This window comes from Vreelandella salicampi, assembly GCF_013415105.1.
GTDB lineage: Bacteria > Pseudomonadota > Gammaproteobacteria > Pseudomonadales > Halomonadaceae > Vreelandella > Vreelandella salicampi.
The window spans coordinates 258,319-278,372 of sequence record NZ_JACCDF010000001.1; the positions used below are offsets into that span (position 1 = coordinate 258,319).

Annotated in this window: 16 protein-coding genes and 4 tRNA genes; 7 read left to right on the top strand and 13 right to left on the bottom strand. The window is 56.0% G+C overall.

Features of this window, described 5'->3' with window-relative positions:
• Nucleotides 1–4: 4 nt before the first annotated feature.
• The 4 genes from HZS81_RS01270 to HZS81_RS01285 form a co-directional block, all read right to left on the bottom strand.
• Nucleotides 5–79, bottom strand: a tRNA-Gly gene (locus HZS81_RS01270).
• A 26-nt stretch (nucleotides 80–105) separates the two neighbouring features.
• A tRNA-Glu gene (locus HZS81_RS01275) sits at nucleotides 106–181 on the bottom strand.
• 6 nt (nucleotides 182–187) lie between these two features.
• Nucleotides 188–262 (bottom strand) — tRNA-Gly (locus HZS81_RS01280).
• 24 nt (nucleotides 263–286) lie between these two features.
• Nucleotides 287–362 (bottom strand) — tRNA-Glu (locus HZS81_RS01285).
• 220 nt (nucleotides 363–582) lie between these two features.
• Between HZS81_RS01285 and msrB the strand changes: the two genes are divergently transcribed.
• From msrB to htpX, 4 genes are all read left to right on the top strand, one after another.
• Nucleotides 583–981, top strand: a complete 399-nt coding sequence (gene msrB, locus HZS81_RS01290) for a peptide-methionine (R)-S-oxide reductase MsrB (RefSeq protein ID WP_179928736.1) — start codon at nucleotides 583–585, stop codon at nucleotides 979–981.
• Between the two features lie 103 nt (nucleotides 982–1,084).
• On the top strand, nucleotides 1,085–2,053 hold the full coding sequence (gene ylqF, locus HZS81_RS01295; RefSeq protein ID WP_179928737.1) for a ribosome biogenesis GTPase YlqF: 969 nt from the start codon (nucleotides 1,085–1,087) through the stop codon (nucleotides 2,051–2,053).
• Nucleotides 2,054–2,095: 42 nt separating this feature from the next.
• Nucleotides 2,096–3,343, top strand: a complete 1,248-nt coding sequence (locus HZS81_RS01300) for a pyridoxal phosphate-dependent aminotransferase (RefSeq protein WP_179928738.1) — start codon at nucleotides 2,096–2,098, stop codon at nucleotides 3,341–3,343.
• 140 nt (nucleotides 3,344–3,483) lie between these two features.
• Nucleotides 3,484–4,389 (top strand): protease HtpX, encoded by a 906-nt coding sequence (gene htpX / locus HZS81_RS01305; RefSeq protein WP_179928739.1) that lies wholly within the window; start codon nucleotides 3,484–3,486, stop codon nucleotides 4,387–4,389.
• Between the two features lie 42 nt (nucleotides 4,390–4,431).
• Here htpX and pdxB read toward each other — a convergent pair whose 3' ends face one another.
• Nucleotides 4,432–5,589: a 4-phosphoerythronate dehydrogenase PdxB gene (gene pdxB, locus HZS81_RS01310; RefSeq protein WP_179928740.1), complete on the bottom strand. Its 1,158-nt coding sequence runs from the start codon at nucleotides 5,587–5,589 to the stop codon at nucleotides 4,432–4,434.
• Nucleotides 5,590–5,708: 119 nt separating this feature from the next.
• Between pdxB and HZS81_RS01315 the strand changes: the two genes are divergently transcribed.
• On the top strand, nucleotides 5,709–5,990 hold the full coding sequence (locus HZS81_RS01315; protein WP_179928741.1) for a hypothetical protein: 282 nt from the start codon (nucleotides 5,709–5,711) through the stop codon (nucleotides 5,988–5,990).
• Between the two features lie 19 nt (nucleotides 5,991–6,009).
• Here HZS81_RS01315 and HZS81_RS01320 read toward each other — a convergent pair whose 3' ends face one another.
• Nucleotides 6,010–6,348, bottom strand: a complete 339-nt coding sequence (locus tag HZS81_RS01320; protein ID WP_179928742.1) for a glutaredoxin family protein — start codon at nucleotides 6,346–6,348, stop codon at nucleotides 6,010–6,012.
• Nucleotides 6,345–8,537 (bottom strand): bifunctional 23S rRNA (guanine(2069)-N(7))-methyltransferase RlmK/23S rRNA (guanine(2445)-N(2))-methyltransferase RlmL, encoded by a 2,193-nt coding sequence (gene rlmKL / locus HZS81_RS01325; RefSeq protein WP_179928743.1) that lies wholly within the window; start codon nucleotides 8,535–8,537, stop codon nucleotides 6,345–6,347. Before rlmKL ends, HZS81_RS01320 begins: the two co-directional genes overlap by 4 nt.
• A gap of 309 nt (nucleotides 8,538–8,846) precedes the next feature.
• Here rlmKL and rmf point away from each other — a divergent pair, with 309 nt between their 5' ends.
• Entirely contained in the window at nucleotides 8,847–9,056 is a 210-nt protein-coding gene (gene rmf, locus HZS81_RS01330) for a ribosome modulation factor (protein ID WP_179928744.1), read from the top strand.
• A gap of 47 nt (nucleotides 9,057–9,103) precedes the next feature.
• Here the strand turns inward: rmf and HZS81_RS01335 are convergent, their stop codons facing one another.
• The 5 genes from HZS81_RS01335 to HZS81_RS01355 form a co-directional block, all read right to left on the bottom strand.
• A complete protein-coding gene (locus tag HZS81_RS01335) occupies nucleotides 9,104–10,138 on the bottom strand; it encodes a quinone-dependent dihydroorotate dehydrogenase (protein ID WP_179928745.1) in 1,035 nt (344 codons plus the stop codon).
• 94 nt (nucleotides 10,139–10,232) lie between these two features.
• The gene (locus HZS81_RS01340; protein WP_179928746.1) at nucleotides 10,233–15,056 is read right to left on the bottom strand and encodes an NAD-glutamate dehydrogenase; all 4,824 of its coding nucleotides are present in this window, start codon (nucleotides 15,054–15,056) and stop codon (nucleotides 10,233–10,235) included.
• A gap of 192 nt (nucleotides 15,057–15,248) precedes the next feature.
• The gene (trmA, locus tag HZS81_RS01345; protein ID WP_179928747.1) at nucleotides 15,249–16,352 is read right to left on the bottom strand and encodes a tRNA (uridine(54)-C5)-methyltransferase TrmA; all 1,104 of its coding nucleotides are present in this window, start codon (nucleotides 16,350–16,352) and stop codon (nucleotides 15,249–15,251) included.
• A gap of 63 nt (nucleotides 16,353–16,415) precedes the next feature.
• On the bottom strand, nucleotides 16,416–17,237 hold the full coding sequence (gene murI, locus HZS81_RS01350; protein ID WP_179928748.1) for a glutamate racemase: 822 nt from the start codon (nucleotides 17,235–17,237) through the stop codon (nucleotides 16,416–16,418).
• A gap of 89 nt (nucleotides 17,238–17,326) precedes the next feature.
• Nucleotides 17,327–17,872, bottom strand: a complete 546-nt coding sequence (locus HZS81_RS01355) for a hemerythrin domain-containing protein (RefSeq protein ID WP_179928749.1) — start codon at nucleotides 17,870–17,872, stop codon at nucleotides 17,327–17,329.
• Between the two features lie 118 nt (nucleotides 17,873–17,990).
• Here HZS81_RS01355 and HZS81_RS01360 point away from each other — a divergent pair, with 118 nt between their 5' ends.
• The gene (locus HZS81_RS01360; protein ID WP_179928750.1) at nucleotides 17,991–19,328 is read left to right on the top strand and encodes a replication-associated recombination protein A; all 1,338 of its coding nucleotides are present in this window, start codon (nucleotides 17,991–17,993) and stop codon (nucleotides 19,326–19,328) included.
• Between the two features lie 20 nt (nucleotides 19,329–19,348).
• Here HZS81_RS01360 and lolA read toward each other — a convergent pair whose 3' ends face one another.
• Entirely contained in the window at nucleotides 19,349–20,029 is a 681-nt protein-coding gene (lolA, locus tag HZS81_RS01365) for an outer membrane lipoprotein periplasmic chaperone LolA (protein ID WP_179929019.1), read from the bottom strand.
• Nucleotides 20,030–20,054 lie beyond the last annotated feature (25 nt).

Here is a 20,054-nt window from a genome sequence, read left to right on the forward strand (position 1 = left end):
GAACTGGAGCGGGAAAGGAGATTCGAACTCCCGACCCTCGCCTTGGCAAGGCGATGCTCTACCGCTGAGCTATTCCCGCTTAATTCAGTTGTCTCGCCATCGGATTGGCGTCCCATAGGGGGTTCGAACCCCTGTTACCGCCGTGAAAGGGCGGTGTCCTGGACCACTAGACGAATGGGACACACGTTGGAGCGGGAAAGGAGATTCGAACTCCCGACCCTCGCCTTGGCAAGGCGATGCTCTACCGCTGAGCTATTCCCGCACTCCGATACCTGAACGATTTAAGTGGCGTCCCATAGGGGGTTCGAACCCCTGTTACCGCCGTGAAAGGGCGGTGTCCTGGACCACTAGACGAATGGGACACTGCATTGCCTCGTCGAGGTGGCGCGTATAGTAATCAGCGGATGAAAAACTGTCAAGCCTCAATCTTTACTGGCGTCCCCGTTTAAGATCACACATGCTGAGATGCATAACACGTATCTTGAAATTCAAGCTGGCTGACAGCACTCAATATTTAGAAGCACCACCTTCACCGGCATGGCGAACGCGCTAATCGCTTGCCGTTATGATAAGGAGGCATATATGGCCAAAGTAGAAAAAACCCCTGAACAGTGGCGCGACCAGCTCACCTCAGAGCAGTACCGTGTCACCCGCGAAAAAGGCACCGAACGCCCCTTTACCGGCGACTGCAAAGTGAGCGATGCCCAAGGCATTTACCACTGCGTGTGTTGCCATACGCCCCTATTTGAGAATGAGCACAAATTTGATGCGGGTTGCGGCTGGCCAAGTTTTGATCGCCCGCTAGGCAGCCATCGCGTGGAAGAGCACACCGACGAAAGTCACGGCATGGTACGCACGGAAGTCCTATGCGCGCATTGCGACGCCCACCTCGGGCATGTGTTTCCCGATGGGCCCCAGGACACCACGGGGCTTCGCTACTGCATTAACTCGGTGGCAATCGAATTTCACGCCGACGAATAACGCTATCGGTTAATCCGTCAAAGCGGGCGCCATCTGCTAGAATGGTCGCCCGTTTTTTATGCTGACACCGCATTACTGACAACGCATTGCGCAGGAGAGCCCCATGCTCGGCTGGTTTCCCGGTCATATGAACAAAGCGCGCCGCCAGATTAAAGACGCGCTGCCTGAAATCGATGTGGTAATCGAAGTGCTCGATGCGCGCCTGCCCTACTCCAGCGCCAACCCAATGCTTGCCGAGCTGACGCGCCACAAACCAGTGCTCAAAATTCTCTCGCGCGCGGATTTAGCTGACCCTGAACGCACGGCCGACTGGGTCGCGTTTTTTGACGCCCAGCCCCATACACGAGCCCTTGCGATTACCACCACTAACGCCCGTGAGCTTAAACATATCCCCAAGCTTTGCCATGCGCTTGCCGGTGAGGTGCGCGCTGACCGCGATGTCCGTGTGATGGTGATGGGCATTCCCAACGTCGGTAAGTCAACGCTGATTAATGGGCTGGCCAAGCGCAAAATTGCCAAAACCGGCAACGAACCCGCCGTCACCAAGCGCCAGCAAAAAGTACGTATCGATGGCCGCGTGGCGCTCATTGATACGCCCGGCGTGCTATGGCCCAAGATCGAAGACCAGGCCAGCGCCTATCGCTTGGCCGCCAGCGGCGCGATTCGTGATACGGCAATTGAATATATCGACGTGGGGATCATTACCAGCGCCGAGCTGGCGAAGCGCTACCCGGATGCGCTGACGGCGCGTTATAAATTAAAAGCACTACCAAACTACACAGCGCCGGAAACGCCCCCAACCGTTGAGGCCGATGGCCCAGAACGCCCAGATTTCTTAGCGTTGGCGGGCTTTGACGGCCACGCCATTTTAAAAGACATTGCCAGCAAGCGCGGTGGGTTACGCCCTGGCGGCGAAGTTGACCTTCACCGTGGCGCGGAAGTGCTGCTGCATGAACTGCGTGATGGCAAACTGGGCCGAATTACGCTAGAAACGCCTCACGACATTCCACCGTCTGCCGAAGATAGCACCCCCGCAGAGGCAAACGAGCCGGATGCCTCGCAGGAGTCTTAATGCCGGCAGCGTTTGGAACGACCACATACTGGGAACGACAACATGGACACCCCTCAGCCTCACGAGGCCCCTCAGCTTAACAAATCACACAAGCTCGATAGCGTCTGCTACGACATTCGCGGCCCGGTGCTCGACCACGCTAAACGCCTGGAAGAGGAAGGCCAGCGTATTTTAAAGCTCAACATCGGCAACCCCGCTCCGTTTGGCTTTGAAGCGCCGGAAGAGATTCTGCAAGACGTGATGCGCAACCTGCCGACAGCCCAAGGCTACTGTGATTCCAAGGGGCTTTATTCAGCACGCAAGGCAATCATGCAAGAGTGCCAGCGCAAAGAAATCCCCGGCGTCGGCATTGAGGATATCTACATCGGCAACGGTGTTTCCGAGCTGATTGTGATGGCCATGCAGGCGCTTTTGAACGATGGCGATGAGGTATTGATCCCCGCCCCGGATTACCCGCTTTGGACGGCAGCGGCGAACCTATCCGGCGGCCACGGTGTGCATTATTTATGCGATGAGCAAGCCGATTGGGCACCGGACATAGCGGACATTCGCGCCAAGGTGACAAGTCACACCCGTGCTATTGTGCTGATCAACCCCAACAACCCCACCGGGGCTGTCTACCCACCGGAAGTCGTGCGCGAGGTGCTCGATATCGCCCGTGAACACAATTTGGTGGTGTTCTCCGATGAGATCTACGACAAGATTCTCTACGACGGCGTCGAGCATACCGCCACCGGGGCGCTCGCCGATGACGATCAGCTGGTCATCACCATGAACGGGCTCTCCAAAAGCTATCGTTGTGCCGGGTTTCGCTCTGGCTGGATGACCATTTCCGGGTCGATTGCCAAGCAACGCGCCAGTGGGTATATCCAGGGGCTGACCATGCTGGCCTCGATGCGCCTTTGTGCCAACGTGCCCGCTCAACACGCCATCCAAACCGCGCTCGGCGGCTATCAGTCGATCAACGATCTGATTCTCCCCGGTGGGCGTCTGCTGGCCCAACGCGACATTACCCATGAAAAGCTAAATGCCATTCCCGGTGTCAGCTGCGTCAAGCCCAAAGGCGCACTTTATGCGTTCCCCAAGCTCGACCCTAAGATATTTAATATCCAGGACGACCAAAAAATGGTGCTGGATTTGCTATTACAAGAAAAAATCCTGCTGGTTCAAGGCACTGCCTTTAACTGGCCTGAACCGGATCACGTGCGAATCGTGACGCTGCCCTGGGCCGATCAGCTAGGTGATGCCCTCGACCGGTTTGCCAACTTTTTATCGCGCTACCGGCAATAATCTTGCGGCAATAAACATACTGCTACCTTGAAACCCAGCGCAGGTGGACGTATCTAAGCTTACGTTTACCAGTGCTAACCTGTGCTTTTACTGATCATGACTGACTTGTCATTACTTAGGCTTAATGGAGATCTCGCCACATGATGCGAATTGTGCTGTTTTTAGCCACTAACCTGGCGGTGCTGTTGGTGGCCAGTATCACGCTGCGTTTGTTCGGCGTGGAGAGCTACCTCAGTAGCCAGGGCATTAATTTTACCAGCCTGCTGATTTTCTGCTTTGTGTGCGGCATGGCCGGTTCAATGATATCGCTATTCATCTCAAAGTGGATGGCCAAGCGCTCTACCGGTACGGTGATTATTGAGAACCCGTCTAACCAAACCGAGCAGTGGCTGGTGGATACCGTCGCGGAACTGGCTCGCGAGGCGGGCATAAAAACACCGGAAGTAGGTATTTTCCCTGCGCAGCAATCTAACGCCTTTGCCACCGGCTGGAACAAAGACGATGCCCTGGTGGCCGTGTCAGCGGGCCTTTTAAACCGCATGCAACCCGAAGAAGTGCGCGCTGTGCTGGCCCACGAGATCGGCCATGTTGCCAATGGCGATATGGTGACGCTGGCGCTGATTCAGGGGGTAGTCAATACCTTCGTCATGTTCTTCGCGCGCGTGGTGGCGCACTTGGTGGATAACTTCCTGAAAAGCCGTTCGGATGGCGAGGGTGGCCTTGGCTTTATGGGTTATTTTGCCGTGGTCATCGTCGCGGAAATCGTTTTTGGCATTATCGCCTCTACCATTGTGGCGTGGTTCTCGCGCTTTCGCGAATACCGCGCTGACGAGGCCGGCGCACGCCTTGCTGGCACCGGCGCTATGGTCAACGCCCTCGCCCGATTGAAGGCCGAAACCGAGCTACCGGACCAAATGCCCGACACCCTGCGCGCAATGGCGATTACCAAAGGCCAAACCCGTTCGCTCATGGAGCGCCTTTTCGCCAGCCACCCACCACTGGATGACCGCATTCGCGCCCTTAAAGAAGCCGCTTATCGTCAGTAAATAGCGCCCTGTTATTCACACGCCCACCACCCGGTGGGCGTTTTATGCCAATACCACGTTAAACCCCGCAGCGCTTAGCACGGGCGCTAGCGGCTGAGCTTCATCACCCAAACACACGGTCAACGTCGAAAACTCGCGCCGCCGCGGATAATTCGCGCGGCACGTATCAAAGCCTTGCGCCAGCCCTAATGCGTGCGCCTCCCGCGTAAGGCTTTCGTGATCACGACGGACGTCATACACCGCGCGGGCACAGAGCCGCAGCGCGTCTTCGCATGGCAATGCCTGCTGCAGCGTGAACGATGCCAGCGCCGGCGGCGGGCAAATACCGTCAAGCGTGAGCGCACTCGCCTCGCCCACATGGGAGGCCAACGCCTGATGAATCATCAAACTGCCGCGCAGTTTGCCATCCAGGCTATAACCGGCAATGTGTGGAGTGGCAAGCGTCGCCAGGTCGTGAAGGGCAGTGTCAATGGCGGGCTCGTTCTCCCACACATCCAGCACGGCGGTTAGGTCGTTCTGCCCTGCCAAGCGGCTGCGTAGCGCCAAGCCGTCGATACAGTCACCGCGCCCGGCGTTAACCACCACCGTACCGGGAGAAAGTTCGTTGATACGCTCAGCATTCAGCAAATGCCGGGTGGCGTGCGGGCCAGCGCTCACCAGTGGCGTATGCAGGCAGAGCACATCGCAGTGTTCAATCAGCGTTTCAAGGGAGGCAAAACCGGTCTCCCCCTCACTCACCCCTTCACGCTCGGCACGCGGCGGGTCACAGGCCAACACTTTTACTCCCAGCGCCTGCAAACGGGCTTGCAGTCGGCTGCCAACATTGCCCACGCCCACAATGCCCACACAGCGATCTAAAAGCCGCCAACCCTGTCGCTCAGCAAGCGTTAATAGGCTAGCTAGCACATAATCCACCACGGCCTCCGCGTTGCATCCTGGGGCATTGGCGAACCTAATGCCTTGCTGGGCAAGATATGCGCTATCCACATGGTCGGTGCCGATGGTGCAGGTACCCACAAAACGCACTGAGCTTTCAGCCAACAGCGATGCGTTAACCGGGGTAACAGAGCGGATGATCAGCGCATCCACATCACGTAGGTGCTCGGCGCTGATCTCACGCCCGGGGCGTTTTATCACCTCACCGAAAGCGCCAAAACAGGCATCAGCGGCGGGAATATTGGCATCGACGACAAGTTTCATGGCGTTTTGTCTCTGGCGATTTAGAATAGAGGCCATCATTGACGGGCAACCATCCGTTTTAACTAGCATATTTGAAAAGTTTGTTTGAGTTAACGTGTTTGAAACAGCGAGGTAACTGAGTGATCGTACGTTGGGAAACCGACCATGACTACGTGCTGGTGCATATCCATCAAGATATGTTTGGCGACTGGATTTTTAGCCGCGCCTGGGGGCAAATTGGCACCCAGTTTGGTGGCTTAAAGCACCAGCTGGCGGATACGCGTGACCAAGCCCAGATGTGGCTTGATGACGAAGCCACTATCCAGAACTCGCGTGGTTTTCTCAAGGTGTTGGACGTTACCGACGATACCCCCGAAGGCCAAGAAGCGATGCGTCAGCTATCACTGCTCGACGTTATTTAACCGCCTTCCAGGGTCACTCTCAGCCCAGGTAACGCCGCCCGTTGCGCTCAAACGCGGGTTTTGCCGGCTTGGGCGCTGATGGCGGCGCCAGCAGCGCTTTCAGTGCCGCTTCATCCAACCAACCGCGTACTCTGAGCCATTCGCCCAAACACTTAGGGTCTAACCCTCGGTCCAGTTCAACGCCTTCGGCATCGGCTAGCACTGGGATGCGCACGCCGTAGCGCGCCATAAGATCATCGTCCGCGCTGATTTCGATATGGCGCAACACCACCTCGTCATTGGCGAGCGTATGTAACAGCGCCTCTAGCTGCGCACATAGATGGCAGCCTAAGGTGGTATAAAGCCAAAGTTTGATCACGACGCCTCCTTGTGGCGCAGCAAAAAGACATGGTGCAGGTTGGTACGGCGCTGGAAATCCGGGTCGAAAGAGCGCGCGGAAATATCCTCAACGTCAAAGCGCTCTACCAGGGCGTCATCAAGGACAAAGCGACGCTGATTATTGGAGAATACCAACGTGCCCCCCGGGGCTAAACGCGCCATCGCCAAGTTCACCAACTGCGAATGGTCACGCTGAATATCCAGCGTCTCGCTCATTTTCTTTGAGTTGGAAAACGTCGGCGGGTCCATAAAAATCACATCAAACGTTGTGCTTGCCGTTTCCAGCCAATGAAAACAGTCGTCACGCATCACGCGGTGGCGAGATGGGTCGAGCTGATTAAGCGCGAAGTTATCCTGAGCCCACTTGAGGTAGGTATTGGACATATCCACGCTGACGCTATCACTCGCACCGCCCAAGGCAGCGTGCACCGTCGCGGTGGCCGTGTAGCAGAACAGGTTCAAAAAACGCTTACCCTCGGCCATTTCCCTAAGCATTCGGCGCACCGGCCGGTGGTCGAGAAACAGTCCGGTATCCAAATAATCGCGCAGATTCACCCACAGCCACGCCGACCCTTCTTGCACCTTAAAACGCTCGCCGCTGGCGTCGCGTTTCTGATATTGGGCGCTGCCAGTTTGACGCTCGCGGCGTTTCACATAGACATGACTCGAATCCACCTTCAAGGCGTCAGGCAGCACTTCCAAGGCATCAAACAGGCGCTTTTGGGCTTGAGCGGCATTCACCGTGCGCGGCGGCGCGTATTCCTGCACGTGGACACGATCACCATATACATCGATGGCCAGCGCGAACTCCGGCATATCCGCGTCATAGAGGCGATAGCAGGTTTCACCGCTTTGTTTAAGCCATTTTTTTAAGCGTTTCTGGTTCTTTTTTAGCCGGTTGGCAAACATCTCTGCGTTTTCAGATACGCGCGGCGATGGGTGATGGGTCTCGTCGTGTAGTTCGGGGCCAGCCGCATCGGCAATGTCCATGAGCAATAACTTGGCATCCAGCGGTCCGTTTTTCAGCGCGTACTGCTTGTGGGCACGCAAGCCCAGCCGATGGCCTAAATCCGGGTTGCCGGTGAAAAGCGCTAGCGTCCAACCGGGGAACGCCGCTTTCACTTTCTCGCCCAGCGTGGCGTAAAGGGTGACTAGCTCCGGCAGCTCGCCGAGCCGCTCGCCATAAGGCGGGTTAGTGATCAGTAGGCCTTTCGGGGCGTGTTCCCCCTCCAGCGCAGCGGGCCTTTCAAGCGTTGCTAGGCTCTGGCCGGTGAGTGTAATCAACGCAGGAACGCCGGCGCGCATAGCGTTGGCTTTAGCCGCCGAGAGTGCTGCGGGGCTTTGGTCAAAGCCGAATAGCTGATTTTTACAGCGTTTGCGCCCGATGCTTGCGCGCGCCTGGGCTTCACGCGTTAGCTCTTGCCATGCGGCGCGATCAAAAAGCGCCCAGCCGTGAAAACCAAACCGCTCACGGTGCAGGTTTGGTGCTTGATCGGCGGCGATCAGCGCCGCTTCAATCAGTAGCGTCCCCGCGCCGCAAAGCGGATCGATCAGCGGCTCGCCCGCTTTCGCGCGCTCGGGCCAACCGGCACGCACCAGCAACGCTGCCGCTAGGTTTTCTTTGAGCGGCGCATGCCCCACATCGCGGCGGTAGCCACGCCTGTGCAGGCTTTCACCGGCAAGGTCGATACCCAGCGTTAGGTTCTCCCGGTGCAGGTGGGCATATAGGCGCACATCGGGGGTTTTGGTATCGACATTCGGGCGCGCCTGCCCCGCCAGCAAGAGCGCATCCACCACGCCATCTTTAACCGTTTGCGCGCCGAAACGGGTATGGCGTATGTGTTCACTGCGGCCATGGAAATCGACAGCAATTGTTTTTCCCGAGGCAATATGGCGTGCCCAGGGCACTCGCGTTGAGACAACGCGCAGCCGCTCTGCCGTATCCACCAGCGGCTCGCGTGAAATGACCGCGATAACGCGGTTGGCCAACCGTGACCAGAGACATAGCCGATATGCCGTCGCGTGGCTGGCACTGGCGAAAACCCCGGCCACAGTGGTTTTGCCAGGCGTGGCACCTAGGCTCGCTAGCTCATCAGCCAGCAGGCCCTCGATCCCTTTTGGGCAAGTAACCAGCAGGTCTAATTCGTTGCTTTGGCTTGGATCAGTCATAGTGGCGGCAGCGCTAAATGCGCGATATTCCTATATATGGCAAAAAAGTTTACGTCTTATGACAATTTGAGGGTCGACAAGTCACCCCATCATGGGCTAACAATAAAGGTGTAGCTACACAAAACGCTTGCGCGACGACAAGGATTCTCTGTCAGTCAGCGGCACGTTCAGCACGTGAGTGCTCGACATTTTTTTTGCAACGCCGCTATCACGGCTATGTTACGCCAAGCGATGATGAAATGGTTTTGTCTTCACCCATAAAAAACAGGCCATTTCCCCTCAAAGGCTTTCATATAACGAGGTTAGCCAATGAAACGACAAAAACGTGACCGCTTCCAGCGGGCTTATGTTCACGGCTACAAAGCAGGTGTTTCCGGTCGCTCCCGAGACGTTTGCCCCAGTGAAAATATTAATTTACGCGAGTACTGGATGAGCGGTTGGCGTGAAGGCCGCGGTGACCAATGGGACAGTATGACGGGCGTATCAGGCATTCACAAAAACCCCACGGTCATGACATAGCGTTGTTTACCTGTTCTCATTCCCTTTATTAGCTTGGCATAGCCCGCTTAACTCAGCGGGCTTTTTGCTACTTGCGTTTTAAGGGCTTCGGCGCACTCGCCCACTAGCTTAGGCCCGCGATAAATCAACCCGGAATAAAGCTGCACCACATCTGCCCCCGCGTCTATTTTCGCCTGCGCGGTCTCGCCACTGTCGATGCCGCCGACGCCGATAATCGGCATTGCTGGCAAATATTCGCGCAACAGCCGGATGATGCGATTGGACACTTCAAAAACAGGCCTACCGGAAAGCCCCCCTGCCTCGTGCGCCTGCGGGTCGTGCTGAACGGCATCACGTGCCACGGTGGTATTGGTCGCAATGACACCGTCAAAGTGATTGTGCTCAATGCTTTTGGCCACCAACGCCACCTCGTCTGTGTCCATATCCGGGGCGATTTTTACCAGCAATGGCACCTTGCGGCCACGTTCTGTATCCAGCGCGAAAGCCCTTTCACGAATCGGCCCTAACAACGCATCGAGCTGCTCACCAAACTGCAGCGTACGAAGCCCCGGTGTGTTAGGTGAGGAGATATTGATGGTGATGTAATCCGCCAGCGGGTGGACAGCCTCCAGACAAACAAGATAGTCATCCAGGGCATTTTCAACGGCGGTAGTGAGATTTTTGCCGATATTGATGCCGAGGATGCCATCGAAATGGCGCTTTTTCACTTGTTCAACTAAGTGTGCCACCCCTTGGTTGTTGAACCCGAAGCGGTTGATGATTGCCTCGTGGTTAGCGAGGCGAAAAAGCCGCGGTTTTGGATTGCCCGGCTGGGGTTTGGGTGTCACGGTGCCCACTTCGATAAAGCCAAAGCCCAGCGCTCCCAGTGCATCAAGATGCTCCGCATTTTTATCCAGCCCAGCCGCGAGCCCAACACGATTGGGAAACACAAGCCCCATCAGCGTCACCGGGTCATCTACTCGCGGCCCTGCCAGATGCTTAACGCCACCAACGCGGTGAAGCACCTCCAGGGCGCTAAGCGCCATACCGTGGGAGGTTTCAGGATCAAGGCGAAACAGCAACGAGCGGGCAAGATCGTACATTCGGGCTCCGGGCAAAATATCCAGACAATAAAAAGGTGCGGTGTGCGATTATAGCGCACACCACACCTTCACGTATTGCTGACTGTGTCGGCTGTTAGGCTTCGCTGTCGCTCTCAGCAAGGTCGACCAGCTCGCGCACAGCCACGGCAAACAGCGCAAAGCCACTTTCGCTACCGCTACGTACCTCCTCAATCAAGCGGCACCAGCGGCCATGCAGTTTGTCGTGCTGTTCAAGCCACTGCGCCACCCGTTCCTCAGGGGTACGGCTTCCCGCGTCTAGCTTCAACACGCTGGTCGTGAGTGCCAGTTGCTGGCGGTCGATATCATCACGGAAGGTTTCCCGCGCCTGCGCCTGCCAGGCGTCACGCACGTCAAGCCGGGTGACCTGTTGAATCATCCACGGCAGTTCCAGGCAGCTGCCAATCTCGTAAAACACTTCCGCCACGCGCTGGGGTTTTTCGTTGGTAAGGCGCGCTGCTTGGATAATACCTAAGCCAGCATACAGACTCGGCGCTGCCGCTACGCTTGACGCCAGCGCATCAGTCACGCCTGCTTCCAGTAGCCCATCACGGCGCCCGCGCCAAGTATCCAGCTCTTCACCACTTAATAGCTCACCAATGCCCTCTTGTAGCTGCGCTAAACGCGGCGCGAAATACTCCACCGTATCCTGGGTCGAAAGCCCCAGATGCTGGCGCAAGAACCAGCGTGTCGCACGGCGAATCATACGCATCAGGTCCTGCATCATGCTGTACTGCACCTTGCTTGAGACCTGATTATCCAACGCTTCGATCTCTGCCCATAGCGACGGCAAGTTAAAGCTATCGCGCGCGACGATATAGGCGCGGGCAATATCCGCACGCCCTGCGCCCGTGGAGTCGATCAAGCGGCGCACAAACACGATACCCATGTGGTCGACCAAATCATTGGCTACCTGGGTGGCAACGATTTCGCGCTTCAAGCGATGGTCGTACATTTCCTGCTTGTAGCGTTCCACCAACACATTCGGGAAGAGACGCTCCAAATGACGGTGAATATACGGGTCATCGGGCACATCAGAGGTAATCAAATCGCCCTTCAACGTGCTTTTGGCGTAAGAGATCAACACCGAAAGCTCTGGCAACCTCATGCCTTGGTTGCTGCCCGTGCGCTCTTTAAGCACGTCATCCGCGGGTAAAAATTCAAGCTCACGATCAATCTGCCCGGCAGACTCAAGCTCGGTGATAAAGCGCCGATACGGCCCGATCCCTTGCTGTGAAATTAGCGCGGAAAGATCCAGCGCCTGGGTCTGGCGATAGTTATCCAGAATCACCAAGTCCGCTACTTCCTCGGTCATCTCAGCGAGCAGTTGGTTACGCTGTTTTTCGGTCATATCCCCGCGTTTGACCACTTCATCGATCAATATCTTGATATTGACTTCATGATCTGAGCAGTTCACACCGCCGGCGTTATCGATAAAGTCGGTATAGGCACACACCCCCTTGGCTGCGGCTTCCATACGTCCACGCTGGGTAAAGCCAAGGTTGCCGCCCTCACCGATCACACGGCAATTAAGCTCGTTACCGTTAATACGCAGTGAATCGTTCGCTTTATCGCCCACGTCAGCGTCGGTTTCATCCGAGCCTTTCACGTAGGTGCCGATACCCCCGTTCCAGATCAAATCAACCTTGGCTTGCAGCATCGCATGGATCAGCTCATTAGGCGCCAGCCGCGATTGCGTGATGCCAAAGGCTTTCTGCATTTGCGGGGTTATATCAATGGATTTGGCGCCACGGCTGAAAATACCGCCGCCTTCAGATATCAAGGATTGATCATAATCTTCCCAGCTGGACCGCGGCATATCAAAGAGGCGCTTGCGCTCGGCAAACGTGGCCTCGGCATCCGGCGTAGGGTCAACAAAGATATGCAGGTGGTTGAATGCCCCTACCAGCTGGATCTTGTCCGACAGCAACATCCCGTTGCCGAAGACATCGCCGCCCATATCGCCAATACCCACGACCGTGAATTCCTCTCGCTGAGTATCCAGGCCGAGGTTACGGAAATGGCGCTTAACCGACTCCCAGGCGCCGCGCGCGGTAATGCCCATCTTCTTATGGTCATAACCATTGGCACCGCCGGAAGCGAATGCATCGCCTAGCCAGTGGCCATACTCCAAGGATATTTCATTAGCGATATCCGAGAACGTCGCGGTGCCTTTATCGGCCGCCACCACCAAATAGGCATCGTCGTCATCGTGACGGACAACATTTTTCGGCGGTATAACATCGCCCCCGTCAAGATTATCGGTCACATCTAGTAGCGCGCGGATAAAGGTCTTGTAGCAGGCGATCCCTTCTTTTTGCAGGGTTTCACGGTCAGCATTTTCCGGCATGCGTTTGCAAACGAAGCCGCCCTTGGCGCCGACCGGCACGATAACGGCGTTTTTTACCTGCTGCGCTTTAACCAACCCCAGGACTTCGGTACGGAAATCCTCCATGCGATCTGACCAGCGCAGGCCACCCCGCGCCACTTTGCCGCCGCGTAAGTGAACCCCTTCCACACGGGGAGAACAGACGAAAATCTCAAACGCTGGGCGCGGCTTGGGCATGCCGGTGACCTTCGAAGGCTCCAGCTTGTAAGAGATATAGTCTTTGAAGCGTCCATTCTCGTTGAGCTGATAATAGTTGGTGCGTAGCGTAGCCTGAATCAGCTCCATAAAACGGCGCAAAAGCTGATCGTCATTTAAGCTCGATACATCGTCTAACTGCGCGTTGATGCGCGCGAGGCAGTCGCTTTTATCCCGCTCGGTGCGCTCGGGATCAAAGCGCAAGCGGAAGAGCTCGACCAGCTCGCAGGTAATACCGGCGTGATTTGCCAAGGTCGAGGCGATGTAGTTCTGCGACATACCAAAGCGGATCTGCTTAAGGTAACGAGCATAACCGCGCAGCATCGCGACTTCACGCCAGTCAAGGTTGGCGCCGATAATCAGCCGGTTAAAGGCGTCGTTATCCGCTTCACCCGCCCAAATGCGCTGAAACGCTTCGGTAAACGTCTCACGCATATCGCTCAGACTGACATCGATCCCGCTGTGCTCAAGCTCGAAATCGTGAATCCAATAACGCTGCTCGGGCGCGTTGATTTCATACGGACGCTCTCCGATTACACGTAGGCCTAAGTTCTCCATCATCGGCAACACGTCGGAGAGCGGAATCTGCGAGGCGCGATGGAATAACTTTAAGTTAACACCGCCTCCCTGCTCTTCAAGCGGGCGATACAGCGACAGGGCAAGATCATTACCGTTATCCAGCGCCAGCAGATGCTGGACGTCAAACACCGCCGTTCGGGCGCTGAAATCTTCGCGGTAGCTAGCGGAGTATGCCTCGCAAAAGCGGTCCATTAACCGGTTAGCCTGCTCTTCGCCAAAGCCTTCCACCATGGCTGAGTGCAGCTCATCGCGCCAGCTACGTGCGAGAAGCGCAATTTTGTCTTCCAGGCGTTTGATATCAAACTGCCCTGGTTGGTCACCATTAAAGCGTAGAATCAGCTGAATACGTGCCAGTACCGACTCAGACAAGTAGGTATTAAAGTCGCCAAAGTGAGCATCCATCTCATCGCAGAGCAGTTTCTGAATCCGCTGGCGTAAATCCGTCGAGAAAACATCGCGCGGCACAAAGATCAGGCAGGAGAAAAACTTACCACTGACATCGGAGCGCACAAACAGCCGTACCTGGCGGCGCTCACGAATGTTAAGAATTCCAAGGGCTGTGCTTGCCAGCGATTCCGTGTCAATTTGAAACAGGTCGTCGCGGGGATACACCTCTAGCACTTGCAGCAGCTGCTTGCCGTTATGCCCCTGGGGGTTAAACCCGGCAATGTCCATCACGGCTTTCAGCTTGCGCCGCAGTAGCGGAATATTGCGCGGCGATTCGTTATAGACGGTGGCCGTAAACAGGCCAAAAAAGCGCCGCTCGCCGATGACATTGCCATCGTCATCATAACGGTCCACGGTGATGTAATCAGGATACGTCGGCCGATGAACGCGGGAATGGTGAGCACTTTTGGCGAAGGACAAAAGCTGCGGCACGAGCACGTAACCGCCATCTTCGTCTATCCCTTCTTCGGAGCGAATTCGCTCGCTATAGCGCGGCTGATCAAGACGGAAGACCCCGAGAACGCTGTCAGAATCGCGCTTGAGTTCACCCTCTTGCAAAATGTATTCGTCATAACCGAGAAAGGTGAAATTGTCTTTTACCAGCCACTCAAGAAATGCGATGGCCTCTTCATGGTCGTCCGGGTCAATTTGCGGCGGGCAAGCCTTTTCCAACTCTTGAATCGTTTCGCGGGTGCGCTCGCACATGAGCTCGTAGTCAACCACAGAGGTGCGCACATCGCGCAGTACATCTAGCAGATTGACCTCGATGTCTGTCAGCGCCTGCTGATCGGTGTGGCGGTCGACTTCTATCACAATCAGCGATTCACGCGACGTTGGCGCATTTTCATCGCGCGGCGCGGTAACGCGTTGAAGCTGATGATCACTATCACGGTCTACCGCTATTACGGCGTTTTGAATCGCGTGTACGGTCAAGCCCCGACGGTTGAGTTCAATGCGTACCGAGTCGACCAAAAACGGCATGTCTTCATGCAACACAGCGACGAACGTGTGCGTCGATTGCCAGCCGTGCTCTTCAAAATCCGGATTAAAGACTCTGACTTTCGGCTGATTGGGATCGTGATGCTGCAAAAACTGCCAAATCGAGAGCGTCGCGCCATAAAGATCGTCCAAGCGCCGATCAATCAAGTCTTCCACCGGCACCGTGGCATAAAACTGCCGTGCAAACGCATCAATGACGGCGGCTCTCTCAGGTTCTAAGCGCGCTTGTAGCCGTTCTTGTAGCTGTTTGAGTAGATCTTGCCGACTCTCTTCAATTGCAATGTAATGCATCCATCACCTCGACTACCAAGGCCGTCATCGGCCAAAAAACGAAGCACAATAGGCTGTTAGGCCATCGTAGCACTGACTTTCGCTCCAGCTTACGCTAGCAATGCCCATGACCCCAGCCATTTGCCGTCTTGCTCATGGCTCATGCCGCTTATGCATCACGTGGTACTGATATCGTGTAGCACTGATATAGCGCTATCGACGTTGCAACATCACGCCACATTCACAGTGGTCGGTAAACGGGAACTGGTCAAACAGAGCGAAACGCTCAATGCGGTGTGTTTGATTCAGTATGGTCAAGTTTTCAGCTAGCGTCTTGGGATTACAGGAAATATAGACGATCCGCTCATAGTCGCTAATCTGACGGCAACTGGCCTCATCCAAACCGGCCCGTGGCGGGTCTACCAACACCGTTGAGAAATCAAAGGTCTCGAGAGCCATTTCGGCTACGCGCCGGCCGCCCTTCTCGCCATTTAACGCTTGGGAAAACTCCTCGGCGGACATTCGCGCGACCTGGGCATTGCTCACGTGATTGGCTTCAAAGTTAACCTTGGCACTCGCCACGGAAGTGCGCGAAATTTCGGTGGCGAGCACACGGTGAAAGTTTTCCGCAAGCGCCACCGTGAAGTTGCCATTGCCACAGTAAAGCTCAACCAAATCGCGGGATTGGCTGCCTGCGGTGACATCACGCGCCCAGCCCAGCATCTTTTGGCACACCACAGCGTTGGGTTGGGTGAAGCTGTTTTCGACCTGCTGGTAATGGAAGGTATGGCCATCAACGTGCAGCTGCTCCCACACGTGGTCGCGGGTAAGCACTCGACGCTCCTTGCGTGAGCGGCCGATAATCATAATGCCAAGCTCGCGTTCTAACGCCCGCGCCTCGCTTTCCCAGGCATCGTTCAACGGGCGGTGGTAAATCAACGTCACGAGCGCTTCCCCTGCGAGCGTGGTCAAGAACTCAACCTGAAACAACCGATGACGTAACGCATGACTTGCCAAAAAGGCAGCTTTCAGCTTTGGCATTAAGGCATTGATCGCCTCGCCGGCCACCAGATACTGGTCTAAGCGCACCACCTGCTTGTTCTTGGGGTTTGCTGGGTCAACCTCAAACATGGCGTAGAAGAGATCGTCGCCCTCATGCCAAATGCGAAATTCGCAGCGCTGGCGATAGTGGCTAGGCGGTGAGGTAAATACCTCCAACGGCGGAAGAGAAAACGCAGAGAAGAGACGCTCCAGTTCGTCACGTTTGCTGGCAAGCTGCTCGTCGTAGCGTTGGGGGTCAACCACGGGAATCGCCAAAGTGGGCTCCTGTTATCAGCGTCTAGGTTTAAGAAATCGTTGCGGGGCTAATGCGATACAGCGTTAGTTCTCAAGAGGCAAATCACCAGAGAACACATCATCAAGGGATAGGCAGTGTGGGGCAAAAAAACCGTACGCCGCGAGCCCTGCCTGTAGTGAGGCGGTGGGCGCGGTGGTAAAGCAGCGACCATCGTGGTGGTTCGATACAAGCGTATTTGTCACCTGCCCCACGCGGCGAGCAATCGCATCCCCCGAATCTACCCAATTGAGCGGCACCGGCGCGCTGGCTTCAAGCCAGGGTTTAAGTAGTGGAAAGTGCGTGCAGCCAAGCACTACCGTGTCCAGCGGCACATCGGCGTGCACCGCCTGCCATAACGGTGCCAGCGCGGCTGCTAGGCGTTTAGCGTTAGGTTTGGCGCCGCCAATCAACGCTTCCGCCTCAATCACCAGCGCATCCGCTGCCACGCGGGTAATACGGCAATCTTGAGCAAAATTATCAATCAGCTGCTGGGTATAAGGGCGCCGAACCGTTGCCGTGGTGGCCAATAGGCCAATATGGCGCGATTGACTCACGGCGGCTGCCGGCTTGATCGCCGGCACGGTACCCACGACAGGAATGGTCAGTTCAGCGCGCAGCTGTTCAAGCGCTAAGGTGCTTGCCGTATTGCACGCCACCACCAGCACGCTTGGCTGGCAGGTGCTGACAACGGCGCGGCAAACGCGAACGATGCGTGCTGTTAACGTGCTATCTTCGCGCACGCCGTAGGGTAACCACGCGTTGTCGCAGGCATAGCAAAAAGCGGCTTGGGGGTAATGCTCGCGCAGCGCACGCGCGACAGAAAGCCCACCCATGCCAGAGTCAAAAATTAATACGGGGCCAGCCATGTTGTGCGGTTGCCCTTAAAAACCTAAAAAAGGGCAGTGAGTGTATCACGCCCTGAGATGGTGTTGATTATGGATGCTGCGTGAGAGCGCTAGAGCGACGGGATTTTGGCACCTCGCAACTCCGCGTAAAGCTCTGGGTAGGCCTGCTGAAGGCGTTCAAGCTCCTGCTCAGCGCCAACGGGTAGAGCTTGACGCAACAGCGCTAGATCTTCTTCACTAAAATGCTCTTCTACTAACGGAAACAAAACCTCGCGTTCTCGGCGTAAGTAGGCTCGGTGCGCTTCCAGATAGTGCTTCAAATCGTCGGCAAAGCGATCCATTGGAACGATACTGTCCATTAAGACCATATCGATATCCGTAGAGAGCTTTGCCAGCCGCGGTTTTAATTCGCGATATTCGTTGAGCATGTCTTTCACCGTACCCACGTGGTCCGGCGCTTTCTGTTGCAAACACTCGACGAACTCACGTTCAAGCGGTGCCGCAAAGCCGTCCATATAGGAGAGGATGTGGTCCACTACCTCACGCATCAACTGAAAGTTAGGCCGCTCGCCCTTCTCTAAAGTTTTTTGCTTGAGCTTCAGGACGTGCAGCATTCGCGCCATATTGGCATGATCTAGACGCAGTTGATGTAACATTGTGCCTTCTCCTTTGTTATCGCATACGCCCAAGTAATCGCTTTCGCCTAACAGTAGCTTGACGCAGCGATTATTACCACCGACAGCAACGCACGCTGTATCGTTCAACGGAGTCTGCATGGATCTGTTTTCATCTTCTACCCCCGCCGATGACGCCCCACTGGCGTTTCGCATGCGCCCCACTTCCCTTGACGATTATGTTGGGCAACAAGCGCTTGTGGGCCCAGGCAAGCCCTTACGCCGCATGGCAGAGTCCGGCGTGGTTCGCTCAATGATGCTCTGGGGCCCGCCCGGCGTGGGCAAAACAACGCTGGCTGAAATTCTGGCGAACGCCTCAAACGCACACCTAGAAACGCTCAGCGCCGTGATGGCCGGGGTAAAAGAGATTCGCGCGGTGGTTGAGCGCGCTCGTCAGCTAGCCCCTACCGCTGTGATTCTCTTTTTGGATGAAATTCACCGGCTCAACAAAAGCCAGCAGGATGCGCTCTTGCCTCACGTCGAGTCGGGGCTTTTAACCCTGATTGGCGCAACCACCGAAAACCCTTCGTTTGAAGTCAACTCGGCACTTCTCTCCCGCGCGCGGGTTTACGTGTTAAAGCCGCTAAGCGAAGACGAACTGATCGCGGTCTTGCATCAAACGCTTAATGACCGCGAGCGCGGACTGGGCCAGCGCGGGATTGAGGTCGATGAGGGCGTGCTCGCGGTGCTTGCCCACGCAAGCGCCGGTGATGCAAGGCGTGCGCTGGGTTTATTAGAAACGGCGTGCGACTTTACCCAACAGGAAAACGGCCGTGAAGTGCTTCATCGCAGCGCACTCGATGACGTCATCGGGCATCAGGCCAGCGCGTTTGATAAGCAAGGGGATACGTATTACGACCTGCTCTCAGCGATTCACAAATCGGTGCGCTCTTCGCGCCCGGATGCCGCGCTTTTGTATATGGCCCGCTTTATTCAAGGCGGCGGCGACCCGTTAGACGTGGTGCGCCGGCTGACGGCTATCGCGTCAGAAGACGTGGGTAACGCCGACCCGCGCGCGCTGCCGCTAGTGATCGCCGCCTGGGACGCTTATTTGCGTTTAGGCGATTATGAAGGCCAACGGGCGCTGGCCCAAGCAGCCATTCACTTGGCCGTCGCGCCCAAAAGTAACCGCATTGATCAGGCGTGGAATGCAGCACAGCGTTTCGTTCGCCAGCAACCGCAGGTTGAGGTACCTACCTACCTGCGCAACGCGCCTACCAAGCTAATGGAGAGCCTAGGCCACGGCAGTGGCTATCGCTACGCGCATAATGAAGACGATGGTTACCCCGCCGGTAGCGCACACGATTGCTGGCCGGAAGGTCTTGCACACGAGAGGTTTTATCAGCCCAGCCAATTCGGCCAGGAGAAGCGTTTTGCTGACATCATGGCCTGGCGCGAACACCGCGACCATGAAGCCGATCAAGAAAATGAGCAATAGCGATGTGCGTTTCGACGCCTTTAACGTCCTTCACGAATCACATCGACGTTATCCGGGATGTCAAAGACGAAGCGTTGTTCATCGATGGCGTCGTTTTGGCGAATGTCACTAAACGCAATCGCGGTACGCTGCCCGGTACTATCGGTCATCCAAAGCTCAGTGAGCGTTTCGCCGTTAAAGGTCAGACTTAACTCTTCAAATAGGGTCTCAGCCGAGAGCGGGACCAGGGTAAACACTTCCTCGTCGCTCTCTTCTTCATAGAAGACGTCATAGCTCTCGGCTAAATCCTCGACGTTGCCTGATAGCAGCATCGCGGGGGTGTGGGTAACGCGGTCATCGACCCCTTGTACGGTCACTTGCTCAAGATCCGGGTCGTACAGGTACACGTCTTCTCCATCAGACACCACCGTCTGCGCGTAGGGGGCTTCCACTTCCCAGCGTAAAAGCCCAGGTCGAGAGAGCCACATTTCACCATGAGCTTCTTGCAGCCGTTCTCCACCACTATCCAAAATGCGCTGCTCGAAGGTGGCGTGATAGCTTTCCAAGGGATTGAGACGCTCGGTTAAGCGCTCGGTTGCTTCATCGGCCCAAACGGCTGGCGCCATAACCAAGCCTAACGCACTGGCGGCGAGCGCCAGGGAGAAAGTATTTGTCGGCTTCGAAGCCGTTACTTGGTCAGAATAAACGTCATTGTCGCGCATGCCATTGTTAAACATGGTGTTCTCC